Source organism: Pseudomonas sp. PDM09 (genome assembly GCF_014852305.1).
Lineage (GTDB): Bacteria > Pseudomonadota > Gammaproteobacteria > Pseudomonadales > Pseudomonadaceae > Aquipseudomonas.
Genome location: NZ_JACVBI010000012.1, coordinates 177,785 through 191,372, shown reverse-complemented (window position 1 = coordinate 191,372; position 13,588 = coordinate 177,785). Strand labels below are relative to the sequence as shown.

Annotated in this window: 10 protein-coding genes; 2 read left to right on the top strand and 8 right to left on the bottom strand. The window is 58.2% G+C overall.

The genetic code is table 11. The annotated features are described in order from the left end of the window. The first annotated feature begins 452 nt into the window (after positions 1-452). Together IB250_RS25805 and IB250_RS25800 are read left to right on the top strand one after the other, a co-directional pair. Entirely contained in the window at positions 453-2,036 is a 1,584-nt protein-coding gene (locus IB250_RS25805; RefSeq protein ID WP_123498922.1) for a peptide chain release factor 3, read from the top strand. A 285-nt stretch (positions 2,037-2,321) separates the two neighbouring features. After that, on the top strand, positions 2,322-2,537 hold the full coding sequence (locus IB250_RS25800; RefSeq protein ID WP_192346291.1) for a hypothetical protein: 216 nt from the start codon (positions 2,322-2,324) through the stop codon (positions 2,535-2,537). Between the two features lie 178 nt (positions 2,538-2,715). On the opposite strand, the gene IB250_RS25795 is transcribed toward IB250_RS25800, so the two are convergent. From IB250_RS25795 to IB250_RS25760, 8 genes are all read right to left on the bottom strand, one after another. Next, positions 2,716-3,696, bottom strand: coding sequence for a peptide ABC transporter ATP-binding protein (locus tag IB250_RS25795; RefSeq protein ID WP_192346289.1), 981 nt, complete (start codon positions 3,694-3,696; stop codon positions 2,716-2,718). Next, entirely contained in the window at positions 3,696-4,664 is a 969-nt protein-coding gene (locus IB250_RS25790) for an ABC transporter ATP-binding protein (protein WP_192346287.1), read from the bottom strand. The genes IB250_RS25795 and IB250_RS25790 overlap by 1 nt, the downstream gene beginning before the upstream one ends. 10 nt (positions 4,665-4,674) lie before the next feature. Further along, positions 4,675-5,586 carry an ABC transporter permease subunit gene (locus IB250_RS25785; RefSeq protein ID WP_095631254.1) on the bottom strand — a complete coding sequence of 304 codons (912 nt, stop codon included), beginning with the start codon at positions 5,584-5,586 and terminating at the stop codon, positions 4,675-4,677. A 10-nt stretch (positions 5,587-5,596) separates the two neighbouring features. Further along, the gene (locus tag IB250_RS25780) at positions 5,597-6,607 is read right to left on the bottom strand and encodes an ABC transporter permease subunit (RefSeq protein WP_063341564.1); all 1,011 of its coding nucleotides are present in this window, start codon (positions 6,605-6,607) and stop codon (positions 5,597-5,599) included. Positions 6,608-6,680: 73 nt separating this feature from the next. Continuing rightward, positions 6,681-8,276: an ABC transporter substrate-binding protein gene (locus IB250_RS25775; protein WP_192346285.1), complete on the bottom strand. Its 1,596-nt coding sequence runs from the start codon at positions 8,274-8,276 to the stop codon at positions 6,681-6,683. A 75-nt stretch (positions 8,277-8,351) separates the two neighbouring features. Continuing rightward, positions 8,352-9,785, bottom strand: coding sequence for an OprD family porin (locus IB250_RS25770; RefSeq protein WP_192346283.1), 1,434 nt, complete (start codon positions 9,783-9,785; stop codon positions 8,352-8,354). A 169-nt stretch (positions 9,786-9,954) separates the two neighbouring features. Beyond that, entirely contained in the window at positions 9,955-11,556 is a 1,602-nt protein-coding gene (locus tag IB250_RS25765; RefSeq protein WP_192346281.1) for an ABC transporter substrate-binding protein, read from the bottom strand. A gap of 295 nt (positions 11,557-11,851) precedes the next feature. After that, positions 11,852-13,477: an ABC transporter substrate-binding protein gene (locus IB250_RS25760; RefSeq protein ID WP_192346279.1), complete on the bottom strand. Its 1,626-nt coding sequence runs from the start codon at positions 13,475-13,477 to the stop codon at positions 11,852-11,854. Positions 13,478-13,588: the final 111 nt, after the last annotated feature.

Here is a 13,588-nt window from a genome sequence, read left to right as displayed (position 1 = left end):
CCCGGCCACATGCCATTCCTGGCTGCCGGGAAAACAACGTTCGCGAGAAGCAGCTCTTCATGCTCGTGAAACCGCATGAAATCGAGCCATAAGCGCAGCCTCGTCAGGCTAACTTGCTGATTTTTCAGCCCCTGGTACGAGTGCCGTAACAGGGGAGTGGACGCCTCCACCTTTTAAAAGGTTCCATAATTAGCAGCAATTAGCTACCACGCATCTTGTTTGGCCCGTGTAGCAGCTGCCGAGCCTGCGAGGCTGCGTTCGGCGGCGAAGCAGTCGTAGAGTCGGCACGCTCGGTCTGCCTGATACACCGCAACATCTGGTTTGACGACGGCTTCGCCGCCGAACGCAGCCTCGCAGGCTCGGCAGCTGCTACAGGGCGAACGGTGGTCCGTCAGGCTCGGTTTGCGCTATACTCGCCGCCCTTTTTTGAATCACCTGCCAGGCGATTTCCCATGACCAAACAGGCCGCCGAAGTCGCGAAACGCCGCACTTTCGCCATTATTTCCCACCCCGATGCCGGTAAAACCACCATCACCGAGAAGCTCTTGCTGATGGGCAAGGCGATTGCGATTGCGGGCACGGTGAAATCTCGAAAATCCGACCGCCATGCCACCTCCGACTGGATGGAAATGGAAAAGCAGCGTGGTATCTCGATTACCACGTCGGTCATGCAGTTCCCGTACCGCGATCACATGATCAACCTGCTCGACACCCCGGGCCACGAAGACTTCTCCGAAGATACCTACCGCACTCTGACGGCAGTGGACTCGGCATTGATGGTCCTCGACGGCGGTAAGGGCGTTGAGCCACGGACCATCGCCCTGATGGACGTCTGCCGTCTGCGTGACACGCCGATCGTCAGCTTCATCAACAAACTCGACCGTGACATTCGCGACCCGATTGAACTGCTCGACGAAATCGAAGCAGTCCTGAAGATCAAGGCTGCGCCGATCACCTGGCCGATCGGCTGCTACCGCGATTTCAAGGGCGTTTATCACCTCGCCGACGACTACATCATCGTCTACACCGCTGGCCACGGCCACGAGCGCACCGACGTGAAAATCATCGAGAAGCTCGACTCCGATGAAGCCCGCGCGCACTTGGGCGACGAGTACGACCGCTTCGTGGATCAGCTGGAACTGGTGCAGGGCGCCTGCCACGAATTCAATCAACAGGAATTCCTCGACGGCCAACTGACACCGGTATTCTTCGGTACTGCATTGGGCAACTTCGGTGTCGATCACGTGCTTGACGCCGTGGTCAACTGGGCGCCGAAACCGCTGGCCCGTGTCGCCAACGAGCGCACCGTGGAACCGGTTGAAGAGAAATTCTCAGGTTTCGTGTTCAAGATCCAGGCGAACATGGACCCGAAACACCGCGACCGTATCGCCTTCATGCGGATCTGCTCCGGCAAGTACGAAAAAGGCATGAAAATGCGCCACGTGCGCACTGGCAAAGACGTGCGGATCGGCGATGCGCTGACGTTCTTCTCCTCTGAGCGTGAGCAGCTGGAAGAAGCGTTTGCCGGCGACATCATCGGTTTGCACAACCACGGCACCATCCAGATCGGCGACACCTTCACCGAAGGCGAAGTCCTGGGCTTCACCGGCATCCCGCACTTCGCCCCGGAACTGTTCCGCCGCGTGCGTCTGCGTGATCCGCTGAAATCCAAGCAACTGCGTCAGGGCTTGCAGCAACTGGCCGAAGAAGGCGCCACTCAGGTGTTCTTCCCCGAGCGCAGCAACGACATCATCCTGGGTGCCGTCGGTGTGCTGCAGTTCGACGTGGTCGCCAGCCGTTTGAAAGAGGAATACAAGGTTGAGTGCTCGTACGAGCCGATCACTGTTTATTCCGCACGCTGGATTGATTGCGACGATAAGAAGAAGTTCGAGGAGTTCCGGGTCAAGGCCGTGGAAAACCTTGCGGTCGATGGTGGTGGTCACCTGACCTACCTGGCCCCGACGCGGGTCAACCTGGCGCTGATGGAAGAGCGTTGGCCGGATGTGAAATTCCGTGCGACGCGTGAGCATCATTAAGCGCTGAGTCGTAACACCAAAGCCCCGATGCGTAAGCAGCCTCGGGGCTTTTTTATTGATCATGTCTAGTCCTGAATAAGGTTTACACCTGTTTCAGGACTAGACACCACTGGCATCATTGTTAGTGGGTTTGGATATAACCCTTATTCGAAACCAATCTCTTCGCCAACGACATTTTCTGCTACCCGGTAGCGTCCTGTCTGGAGAACCCGGTCAATCGGAACTAAATTTCATTCATTACCTGTCAGGCATCCGTGCTTCACCCCACAAAGGATGGAATCGGCTATGAGTATTTACCAACGCATTGTGTTGTTGCTTAAGGTTTTGGTGCTGCTGTCCCTCGGCACATCGGCGGTGGCGTGGGCGGAATGTGAGAACCACGAAACACAGGCCTTGAACGGGCAAGGCGTGCACAGCGAGCTGATGATCGCTGCGACCGAATCAGGCGATGATGATCCAGACGCCGATGAGGAAGAGGATGAGGAAGACACGCAAACGTAAATCACGGACAAAAGAAAACCCCTCGCCGGACTGATACGCAATCTGGTGGAAGGGGTCTGGTCAACTCGGTCCCTGTGGGAGCGGGCTTGCTCGCGAAAGCAATCTGTCAGTCGACAGTGATGGTGACTGAAACACCGACTTCGCGAGCAAGCTCGCTCTCATTTTTTTCAGGCCGTTTTTACGCCGCGCCGTCGAGGAATTGCTCGGCGTAGTGGCAAGCCACCTGACGGGTGTCGACCAGGCGCAGGAGCGGTTCTTCTGTGGTGCAGCGCTCGGTCGCATACGGGCAGCGCTTGTGGAAAGCGCAGCCGGACGGCGGGTTCAGCGGGTTTGGCAGTTCGCCGACGATCTTGATTTTCGGCTTGTTCGGGTCCGGGTGGATGGTCGGAGTGGCCGACAACAGCGCCTGGGTGTAGGGGTGCAGAGGGCGAGTGTAGATGTCCTCTTTCGGGCCCATTTCCACCGGACGGCCGAGGTACATCACCATCACGTGATCGGCGACGTGGCGCACCACCGCCAGGTTGTGGGAGATGAACACGTAAGCGGTGTTGAACTCTTGCTGCAAATCCATGAACAGGTTGAGTACCTGCGCCTGGATCGACACGTCCAGCGCCGAGGTCGGTTCATCCGCCACCAGCACTTTGGGTTGCAGCATCATCGCGCGGGCCAGGGCAATCCGCTGGCGCTGACCGCCGGAGAACATGTGCGGGTAGCGCTGGTAATGCTCAGGCCGCAAGCCCACCTGTTTCATCATCGCCTGGACTTTCTCGCGACGTTCCGAGGCGCTCAGGTTGGTGTTGATCAGCAGCGGCTCGGCGAGCTGATCACCGACTTTCTGTCGTGGGTTCAGCGACGCGTACGGGCTCTGGAACACCATCTGCACATCTTTGCGCAGCTGCTTGCGCTGAGCCTTGTCAGCACCCGCGACTTCCTGCCCGGCGATTTTCAAGGAGCCGGAGGACGGTTCTTCGATCAGCGTCAGGGCCCGGGCCAAGGTGGATTTGCCGCAACCCGATTCGCCCACAACGGCGAGGGTCTTGCCGGCTTCCAGTTCGAACGACACACCGTTGAGGGCGCGCACGGTCGCATGACCCTTGAACAGGCCACGGGACACTTCGTAGTGACGGGTCAGGTTGCGGGCGGTAAGTACGACGGCCATTACGCCACCTCCTGATTCAGCGGGTAGAAGCAGCGGGCGAGGCTGTTGCTTTTCGGGTCAAGGGACGGACGCTGGGTGCGGCAGTTGTCCTGCACGTACGGGCAGCGCGGCGACAACAGGCAGCCTTGCGGGCGGTCGTAACGACCGGGAACGATGCCCGGCAATGTCGACAGGCGCGCGGCGCCCAGGCTGTGTTCCGGAATCGCCTTGAGCAGTGCTTCGCTGTACGGGTGCGCCGGAATGTCGAACAGTTGTGGTACCTGACCGACTTCAACCGCTTGGCCGGCGTACATCACGCACACGCGCTGGGCAGTTTCGGCCACGACCGCGAGGTCGTGGGTGATCAGCACCAGGCCCATGTTCTGCTCTTTCTGCAGGGCCAGCAGCAGGTCCATGATCTGCGCCTGAATCGTCACGTCGAGTGCTGTGGTCGGTTCGTCGGCGATCAGCAGTTTCGGTTCGCCGGCAATCGCCATGGCGATTGCAACACGCTGGCTCATGCCGCCGGAGAGTTGATGCGGATAGGCATCCATACGGCTGGCGGCGCCCGGGATTTCCACTTTTTCCAGCAGTTCGATGGCACGCTTGCGGGCGTCCTTGCGGGACATTTTCAGGTGCAGGCGCAGCACTTCTTCGATCTGGAAACCGACGGTGTAGCTTGGGTTCAGCGCGGTCATCGGGTCCTGGAAAACCATGGCCAGGTCTTTGCCGACGATTTGCCGACGCTGACGGTTGCTGAGCTTGAGCATGTTCTTGCCGTCGAAATTCAGGGCATCGGCGGTGACGATCCCCGGATGCTCGATCAGACCCATCAGCGCCATCATGGTCACGGACTTGCCGGAACCCGATTCGCCAACGATGGCCAGCACTTCGCCCTTGTCCACGGTAATGTCGAGACCGTCGACCACCGGAACGGCGTTGGCGTCGCCGAAGCGAACGTTGAGATTCTTGATTTCTAACAGTGACATTTGAATCTCCTCAGGCGGCGTTCTTGAGTTTCGGGTCCAGCGCATCGCGCAGGCCGTCGCCCATCAAGTTGATTGCCAGCACGCTGAGCAAAATGGTCAAACCAGGCAAGCTCACCACCCACCAGGCGCGTTCGATATAGTCGCGAGCCGAAGCCAGCATGGTGCCCCACTCAGGGGTTGGCGGTTGTACGCCAAGGCCGAGGAAGCCCAGTGCCGCGGCATCGAGAATTGCCGAAGAAAAACTCAAGGTGGCCTGAACGATCAGCGGCGCCATGCAGTTGGGCAGCACGGTGACGAACATCAGGCGTGGCAGACCGGCACCGGCCAGGCGCGCGGCGGTCACGTAGTCGCGGTTCAATTCGCCCATCACCGCGGCGCGAGTCAGACGAACATAAGACGGCAGCGAAACCACGGCGATGGCAATAATGGTGTTGATCAGGCCAGGGCCGAGGATGGCGACAATCGCCACGGCCAGCAGCAGGGACGGCAGGGCCAGCATGATGTCCATCAGACGCATGATGGTCGGGCCGAGCACGCGCGGGAAGAACCCGGCGAACAGACCCAACAGGATGCCCGGAATCAGCGACATCACCACCGACGACAAGCCGATCAGCAGGGACAGGCGCGAACCGTTGATCAGCCGCGACAGCAGGTCGCGACCCAGTTCATCGGTGCCGAGCAGAAACTGGATCTGCCCGCCTTCCAGCCAGGACGGCGGGGTCAGCAGGAAGTCGCGGTATTGCTCGCTTGGGTCATGCGGTGCAACCCATGGCGCGAAGATCGCGCAGAAGATCACCAGCAGCATGAACATCAGGCCGGCGACGGCACCTTTGTTCCTGGAGAACGCGTGCCAGAATTCTTTATACGGGGACGGGTACAGCAGGCTTTGATCGACTGCTACCGGTGTAATGAGAGTGGTCATGGTCTTGATCTCAGCGCTGATGACGGATGCGTGGGTTGGCAAAGCCGTAGAGGATGTCCACCACGAAGTTGACCAGGATCACCAGGCAGGCGATTAACAGGATGCCGTTCTGCACCACGGGATAGTCCCGTGCGCCAATGGCTTCGATCAGCCATTTGCCGATGCCGGGCCAGGAGAAAATGGTTTCGGTCAGGACCGCACCGGCCAGCAGCGTGCCGACTTGCAGGCCGACCACGGTCAGTACCGGAATCAATGCGTTACGCAGGCCGTGAACGAACACCACGCGCGATGGCGACAGGCCTTTGGCGCGGGCGGTACGGATGTAGTCTTCACGCAGCACTTCGAGCATCGACGAGCGGGTCATCCGCGCGATCACCGCCAGCGGGATGGTACCGAGCACGATGGCCGGCAGGATCAGGTGATGCAGGGCATCGAAGAACGCCCCGACGTCGTCGGCCAGCAGCGTATCAATCAGCATGAAGCCGGTGCGCGGCTCGATGTCGTAGAGCAGGTCGATCCGCCCGGACACCGGGGTCCAGCCCAGGCTCACCGAGAAGAACATGATCAGGATCAGGCCCCACCAGAAGATCGGCATCGAGTATCCCGCCAGGGAGACGCCCATCACCCCGTGGTCGAACAGGGATCCTCGCTTGAGTGCCGCAATCACCCCGGCCAGAAGGCCCAGGATGCCGGCGAATAACAGGGCGGCCATGGACAGTTCCAGGGTCGCGGGGAATAGAGAGCTGAACTCGGTCCAGACGCTTTCACGGGTACGCAGGGATTCGCCGAGATCGCCGTGGGCCAACTTGCCGATGTAATCCAGGTATTGGGCATACAGGGGTTTGTTCAGACCTAGGCGTTCCATTGCCTGAGCATGCATTTCGGGGTCGACTCTACGTTCGCCCATCATTACTTCCACGGGGTCGCCTGGAATCATGCGAATCAACGCGAAAGTCAGCAAGGTGATGCCGAAGAACGTGGGGATCAATAACCCCAATCGGCGGGCAATAAAACTAAACATCGTGTGGTGTACCTCATCAGCCGGTTAGGCGTGCCCGGCAGCGCTGGGGTCAGCGATGCCGGGCGTTTCTTATCTACTTCACCTGGGTGGTGGCGAAGTTATTGGTTGTCAGGGGACTCTGGTGGTAGCCCTCGACGTTTTTGCGCATTGCCGTGAACATTTTCGGATAGGCCATGGGAATCCATGGCTGGTCCTTGTCGAAAACTTCCTGCGCTTGTTCGTAGAGCGCCGCCCTGGCAGCCGGGTCAGTGCCGCCGCGAGCCTTGTCGATCAAGTCCTGGAATTCCTTGTTGCACCACCTGGCGTAGTTTTCGCCGTTTTTCGCTGCGTCGCAACTCAGGTTCGGCGTAAGAAAGTTATCCGGGTCGCCGTTATCGCCGGCCCAGCCTGCCGATACCAGGTCGTGTTCGCCATTCTTGGCACGTTTGAGCATCTCTCCCCATTCCATGACACGGATGTCGAGCTTGATCCCGATCTGTGCCAGATCCGACTGCATCATTTGCGCGCCCAGCAGTGGATTAGGATTGGTGGGGCCACCGCCGTTACGGGTAAACAGCGTCAGCACGGTACCTTCCGGTACACCCGCTTCCTTGAGAAGTTCACGGGCCTTACCAAGGTCGCGTGGTGGGTTTTTCAGTTTGTCGTTGAAGCCTAGCAGGGTCGGAGGATAGGGAACGGTACCAATGACGGCGTTGCCCTTGCCGTACAAACTAGTGACGTAAGTCGGCTTGTCGAATGCAATGTTTATCGCCTTGCGTACGCGTACATCGCTCATGTATTTACGGCTGGTATTCATCGCGGTGTAGCTGGTGGTCATTGCAGCCAGTTCGTCGACCTTCAGGTTCTGGTCAGCCTTGATGCTAGGGACATCATCGGGTTTGGGATACAACGCGATCTGGCATTCGTTGGCCTTCAGTTTTTGCAGGCGCACGTTGTTGTCGATGGTGATCGCGAATATGAGCGGATCAGCCGGGGGCTTGCCACCGAAGTAATCCGGGTTGGCCTTGAAGCGGACTTGAGCGTCCTTGGCGTAGCGCTGGAAGACGAACGGGCCGGTGCCAATCGGCTTATTGTTCAGGTCGCCGGTCTTGTTGGCCTTGAGCAACTGATCGGCGTACTCGGCGGAGTAGATCGAGGAGAAGGCCATGGCGATGTCGGCCAGGAACGGCGCTTCACGGCGGGTCAGGGTGAATTTGACCGTGTTGTCGTCGACTTTCTCGACGCTTTTGAGCAGCTCTTTGAAGCCCATGCTTTCAAAGTACGGGAAGCCCACGCTCGACAGTTTGTGCCATGGGTGTTTCGGGTCCAGCTGACGCTGGAAGCTCCAGACCACGTCGTCGGCGTTCATGTCGCGGGTCGGCTTGAAGTAATCGGTGGTGTGAAACTTGACGCCTTTGCGCAGGTGGAATGTGTAGGTCAGACCGTCATCGCTGATGTCCCACGACTCGGCCAGTGCCGGAACCACTTCAGTGGTGCCGGGCTTGAAGCCCACCAGACGGTTGAAGATGGTTTCGGACACCGCATCGCCTGTGACTGCAGTCGTGTACTGGACCATATCGAAGCCTTCCGGACTGGCTTCGGTACAGACCACCAAGGGTTTGGCCGAGGCGCCGACGGCGACACTCAGCAACGCGGCAGCGATGGCCGCTCGTAGGGGAAGCATTTTCATCTAGAGCCCTCTGCAATCGGTTGAAGAGAAAAGCCAGACGGCCGACTCATCATGAGTCAGCCGCCGGCATGGGTTTTACAAAATGTTGAACGGGATGGTGGTCACGAGACGGAACTCGTTGATGCTGCCATCCACCTGGTTTTCGCTGGCGCGATGAGCGGTGTAGGTCGCGCGGATAGCGGTGGCCTTGAGTGGACCGCTCTGCACGGCGTACGAAGCACCGATGCCGTATTCATAGTGGTGTTCGCCATCCTGGTTCTGGATACCGTCGTAACCCTTGTCCGCCACGCCGCCGTTGCCGGTGTAGTGAGTGCCGTCGATGCCCCAGCCGCGAGCCTGGTAGATGTTGAATTTCAGGCCAGGCACGCCGTATTCGGCCATGTTCAGACCGTAGGCAATCTGGAAGGACTTCTCGTTCGGGCCGTTGAAGTCCGACAGCAGGGAGTTGGCCAGGTAGATGCCGTTGGTTTCGTGCAGGTAGTCGAAGTACTCGTTACCGTTAATTTCCTGGTAAGAGAAGGTCAGGCTGTGAGCCTGGTGGGTCAGGCCGAACGACAGGGAGTAGGTGTCGTTATCGATCTTGCCGATAAGGGCTTTACCTTCTTCCTGGGTTTTGTAGTAGTTCAGGCCGGTGGTCAGGCTCAGGACCTGGCTGTCGCCCAGCACATGGGTGGCGCCGAAGTAGTACTGGTTCCACAGGTCTTCAGCCTGGGTGCCCCACAGACTGGTGGTCAGGCTGGCAAATGGCGTGTAAGTGATACCGGCCGTGTGGACGTGATCGGTTTCAACGATGCCGTTGGCGTATTCGGTGCGGAACTTGCGCTGGCTTTGTTCGGTTCGTGGCGAGTTGCGATCGAACGTGCCGATGTCGAAGCTCAGGTTTTCCAGCTCTTCGCTGTGCAGGCTCACACCCTGGAAGCTCGAAGGCAACGCACGGTTACCGATGACATCGACCATCGGGCTGCTGAAGTTCTGGCGGCCGGCAGTGAGGGTGGTGTTGGACACGCGGGCCTTGACGTTGGCCAGGCCCAGCTTGCTCCACTGGCCGACGGCGTCGCCACCTTCCTCGGTCAGTGTGCGGTTGTTGCCCGCGCCAGAACGAGTACCCGGTGCGCCACCATTATTGGACGCCAGATCCTTGCGATCACGATCCAGAGCAATAGCGTTGTAGGCCGCCACTTCGGTGCTGAAACCTACGGTGCCTTCGGTGAAACCGGAGTTGTACTTGAGGATAGTGCCCTGAACCCAGTTGATACGACGATCAGTCGGGGTCGATACACCATTTTTCTTGTAGCTGAACGTGGCGCCGCGCTTCAGTTGCTCATTGGCATACCAGTTACGCGTGCTGCCGGTGATCGATTGGCCTTCGACAAAGCCTGTGGCTTCACTCTGGGCACTTTTCTCTTTAACGGTAACCGGCGTGAACGCCTGGCTCTGGGATTCTGCGTACGCCGTGGCGGTTACGCTGCTGATGGCCAAGGCCAATAATGCGGTGCTGCTCAGTTTCATGGGTGAAGCTCCTTGTTTTCTTTTTTTATGCCGGTCTTTTTTTGGTGAACGGCTATTTGGTTTGAACTCATTTCACGCAAAGCAAACGTTTGCTATAGGCCTGATTGGCGAATTACGGCAATACGCTTGCGTGAGGGCGGAATCCGCCCCCAGCGTTCTGACTAATCGGTTATTGGTCGATACTGACGCCCGAGAACACGTTACGACCGAAAGGACTCACCTTGAATCCTTCGACTTTGGCGCTCAACGGTTGGTTGACCGTCGAGTGGGCGACTGGCGTGATGGGCACCTGTTGCTTGAGGTACTGCTGCGCCTGTTTGTAGAGCACCGTGCGCTGGTCACGGTCAGTGACGACTTTGGCCTGCTTGATCAGCTTGTCGTAAGCAGGATCACACCACATGGAGTAGTTGTTGCCGCCAATGGCATCGCAGCTGTACAGCGTGCCGAGCCAGTTGTCCGGGTCGCCATTGTCACCGGTCCAGCCGATCAGGCTGATGTCGTGCTCGCCGTTCTTGGTGCGCTTGATGTACTCGCCCCATTCGTAGCTGACGATCTTGACCTTGAGGCCGATCTTCGCCCAATCCGCCTGGAGCATTTCGGCCATCAACTTGGCATTGGGGTTGTACGGACGCTGAACCGGCATGGCCCAGAGGGTGATTTCGGTGCCTTCCTTGACGCCGGCGGCCTTGAGCAATTCCTTGGCCTTTTCCGGGTTGTAGGCGGCGTCTTTAATCGTCTCGTCGTAGGACCACTGAGTCGGTGGCATGGCGTTCATTGCCAGTTGACCGGCGCCTTGATAGACGGCGTTGAGAATGCCTTGCTTGTTAACCGCCATGTCCAGCGCCTGGCGCACTTCGAGCTGATCGAACGGTTTGTGCCGCACGTTATAGGCGATGTAACCAAGGTTGAACCCGGGCTTTTCGATCAATTGCAGTTTCGGATCGTTTTTCAGCGCGGTCACGTCGGCGGGGCGTGGGTGCAGGGTGATCTGGCATTCGTTGGCCTTGAGCTTCTGCACGCGCACCGAGGCGTCGGTATTGATGGCGAAAATCAGGTTGTCGAGCTTGACCCGGCTCGGGTCCCAGTACTGCTTGTTGCCGCTGTAACGGATGTTGGAATCTTTCTGGTAGCTCTTGAACACGAACGGGCCAGTGCCGATCGGCTTCTGGTTGATGTCGCTCGGCTTGCCGGAGGCCAGCAACTGATCGGCGTATTCGGCGGACAGGATCGCGGCGAAGCTCATGGCGATGTTCTGGATGAACGCGGCGTCGACGCTGTTGAGCGTCATCACTACGGTCAGCGGCCCGGTCTTCTCGACCTTGGCGATGTTCTTGTTCAGGCTCATCCCGTTGAAATACGGGAACTCGGTTGGATAGGCCTTGCGGAAGGGTTGCTGCGGATCGAGCATGCGATTGAAGGTAAAAAGCACGTCATCGGCGTTGAAATCGCGGGTCGGCGTGAAGTATTTGGTGGTATGAAATTTCACCCCTTCGCGCAGGTGAAAAGTGTACTTGAGGCCGTCCTCGGAAATATCCCAGCTCGTTGCCAGACCCGGTACGACGTTGGTGGCGCCTTTTTCAAACTCTGCCAATCGGTTGTACAGCGGCTCGGCGGCGTCGTTATCGGTCGCCGTGGTGTATTGCGCGGTGTCGAAACCGGCGGGGCTGCCTTCGGAGCAGAACACCAGGCTGTTATTGGCGGCCTGGCTAACGGACGTGACGGCCAGCAGGCCGGTGCCCAGCAATGCGGATAAAACCAAGGTATGGCGCATGACGCTCCCTCTTTTTGTAGTGTTTATTCAATGCGCCGCGACCCCGAGTGGGGGGCTGCATTGAGCTCAAACCAATACGGGCAGCAAACCGATAGCCACGCAATCGCTGGTCAGATCCCGACGGTAGGTGCCGTGGGTCTGGCAGTAAATGCGCTGAGTCCTAAAGACTCGTAGGAAAAGGCAACGCGTCCTAACCCCTGGCTGCGTCAGACAGCGGATTAGGATGTAGGCAAATTCCTATCTTCTCGGCAGAAAAAAGCAGCGGCGTCGCTGAAAACGTCGCCGCTGCCTTTTCTTATTTGCTGACGCTGACGCCGTAGAAGGAGTTCAAGCCAAACGGGCTGATCTTGAAGTCCTGCACGTTGTCGCGCATGGGTTGGAACACCGTCGAGTGAGCGATAGGTGTCATTGGAACAGCATCTTTGAGGACGTGTTGCGCCTGCTTGTACAGTTCGGTGCGCTTGGCCTGATCGGTGGTGCGCTTGGCTTCTTTGACGATGCCGTCAAACTTCTTGTCGCACCACTTGGAGAAGTTGTTGCCTTGCAGCGAATCGCAGCCGAACAGCACGTTCAGCCAGTTGTCCGGGTCACCGTTGTCGCCGCTCCAGCCAATCAGCATCGCGCCGTTTTCGCCGCCTTTGGAGCGCTTGATGTACTCGCCCCATTCGTAGCTGACAATCTTGGCCTTGATACCGATCTTGGCCCAGTCGGACTGGAGCATTTCGGCCATCAGCTTGGCGTTGGGGTTATAGGGACGTTGCACCGGCATCGCCCACAGGTTGATCTCGGTGCCTTCCTTGATGCCGGCTTCCTTGAGCAGTTCTTTGGCTTTCTCAGGGTTGTACGGCGCGTCCTTGATGGTGGTGTCATAAGACCATTGGGTCGGTGGCATGGCGTTGACGGCCAGTTGGCCAGCACCCTGGTAAACCGAATCGATGATCTGCTGCTTGTTGACGGCCATGTCCAGTGCCTGACGCACTTTCAACTGAGCCATCGGGTTTGGCTGATCGCTGCCCTTGATCTTGTCCATCACGTTGTAGGCGATGTAACCCAGGTTGAAACCGGCCTGGTCAGGCACCTTCAGGGTTTTGTCTTCCTTCAACGCTTTCAGATCGGCCGGACGAGGGAACAGGGTGATCTGACACTCGTTCTTTTTCAGCTTCTGGATGCGTACAGATGGGTCGGTGGTGATGGCGAAGATCAGGTTGTCGATCTTCACGTCGTCAGGCTTCCAGTAGTCCTTGTTCCCGGTGTAGCGGATGTTGGAGTCTTTCTGGTAGCTCTTGAACACGAACGGGCCAGTACCGACCGGCTTCTGGTTGATGTCGGCGGCTTTGCCTTCCTTGAGCAGCTGGGCAGCGTACTCAGCGGACTGGACCGAGGCGAAACTCATGGCCATGTTCTGGATGAACGCGGCATCCACTTCTTTGAGCGTGAACTTGACGGTGTGGTCGTCGACTTTATCGATCTTGGTGATGTTGGTGTCCATCCCCATGTCGGTGAAGTACGGGAATTCAGTCGGGTAAGCCTTACGGAACGGATCATCCTTGTTAATCATGCGATTAAAGGTGAACAGCACGTCGTCGGCGTTGAACTCACGAGTTGGCTTGAAGTACGGGGTGGTGTGGAACTTGACGCCTTCGCGCAGGTGGAAGGTGTAAGTCAGGCCATCATCGGAAATGTCCCACTTGGTCGCCAGGCCAGGAACAACGGCGGTGCCGCCGCGCTCGAACTGGGTCAGGCGGTTGAACATGGTCTCTGCAGAGGCGTCGAAGTCGGTTCCGGTGGTGTACTGACCAGGATCGAAACCGGCCGGGCTCCCTTCGGAGCAAAACACCAGGTTAGTCGCCGCTTGGGCGAAAGGTGCGCTGGCTAATAAGCTTGCGCCGACTAAAAACGGAATGACCGCGTGTTTAAGCATGGTGGCCTCATGATTTGTTGTCATTTTTGGAATTAGAGGACGACCTCGTGAGTCGACCTGCGGATACTTATGCAGGGGCCATACCCAATGCAAGATCCTGAATGGCTCCAA

Bases quoted from the DNA above. Each gene is read 5' to 3' on its own strand.
- IB250_RS25760 (WP_192346279.1), bottom strand. From the start codon at position 13,477: ATGCTTAAACACGCGGTCATTCCGTTTTTAGTCGGCGCAAGCTTATTA.
- IB250_RS25765 (WP_192346281.1), bottom strand. From the start codon at position 11,556: ATGCGCCATACCTTGGTTTTATCCGCATTGCTGGGCACCGGCCTGCTG.
- IB250_RS25800 (WP_192346291.1), top strand. From the start codon at position 2,322: ATGAGTATTTACCAACGCATTGTGTTGTTGCTTAAGGTTTTGGTGCTG.
- IB250_RS25770 (WP_192346283.1), bottom strand. From the start codon at position 9,785: ATGAAACTGAGCAGCACCGCATTATTGGCCTTGGCCATCAGCAGCGTA.
- IB250_RS25795 (WP_192346289.1), bottom strand. From the start codon at position 3,696: ATGGCCGTCGTACTTACCGCCCGCAACCTGACCCGTCACTACGAAGTG.
- IB250_RS25780 (WP_063341564.1), bottom strand. From the start codon at position 6,607: ATGTTTAGTTTTATTGCCCGCCGATTGGGGTTATTGATCCCCACGTTC.
- IB250_RS25805 (WP_123498922.1), top strand. From the start codon at position 453: ATGACCAAACAGGCCGCCGAAGTCGCGAAACGCCGCACTTTCGCCATT.
- IB250_RS25790 (WP_192346287.1), bottom strand. From the start codon at position 4,664: ATGTCACTGTTAGAAATCAAGAATCTCAACGTTCGCTTCGGCGACGCC.
- IB250_RS25785 (WP_095631254.1), bottom strand. From the start codon at position 5,586: ATGACCACTCTCATTACACCGGTAGCAGTCGATCAAAGCCTGCTGTAC.
- IB250_RS25775 (WP_192346285.1), bottom strand. From the start codon at position 8,276: ATGAAAATGCTTCCCCTACGAGCGGCCATCGCTGCCGCGTTGCTGAGT.